This is a genomic window from Comamonas jiangduensis, from assembly GCF_030162955.1.
GTDB classification, from domain to species: domain Bacteria; phylum Pseudomonadota; class Gammaproteobacteria; order Burkholderiales; family Burkholderiaceae_C; genus Comamonas; species Comamonas jiangduensis.
The window spans coordinates 1-649 of the sequence record NZ_JARXOV010000052.1; the positions used below are offsets into that span (position 1 = coordinate 1).

Sequence of the window (649 nt, forward strand, 5' to 3'; positions counted from 1 at the left end):
GTTGCCGCTGCCTACCTCGGCCCCACGTTCTACAACCGCCTGCAAGATCGCATCGCCGGTGGCAAAAAGCTCGAGACCGTCGCTCAGGCACCCGCCAAGCAAAGCGCCGCTGCACCCGCTGACCCGCTCACCGTGGCCACTGCCGCCCCCGCTGCAGAAGAAAAGCCCAAAGGCCCCACCCTGGCAGGCTGTGTGCGCTCTGCCACCCGCTGCAACTGCTACGACGACACCGGCCAGCCTATGGCCCCAGAGCCCGGCACCTGCGAAATCATGACCGTCACGCCTACGAATCTTTTAGCAGGCGGCAATGTCGATTGGTACCCAGACCCCACGCCACCAGCCAGCACCAATGCCACCTGGACAGGCACGGTTGTCGGTACTCAAAAAGGGTGGCATTTCTAAGTGCGCGCATGCCTTGTTTAGGGCCTGTCGTCAGCAGTTCGCCCTCTCTCGCGCGCTTTCCGTTTGATGTGCTCACATGGCCACCTGCGCGCCTGTCCATCGCTTCCCGTTTCTACCTGGTCAAACCCTGCCGCCTCGTAGCGGTCAACGCATCACTGGCCACATTCGCGTGGCACTGCACCTGGTCAAGCATGCGCCCAGCTCGTCGCTGATAAACACGGCTGTTTGCGCGTCAGCGCTTCGGGCG

Annotated in this window: 1 protein-coding gene; it reads left to right on the plus strand. The window is 63.0% G+C overall.

Features of this window, described 5'->3' with window-relative positions:
- Positions 1 to 402, plus strand: a 402-nt coding sequence (locus tag QEP12_RS16935; RefSeq protein WP_284214992.1) for a hypothetical protein, incomplete at its 5' end; no start/stop codon positions are given.
- Positions 403 to 649 lie beyond the last annotated feature (247 nt).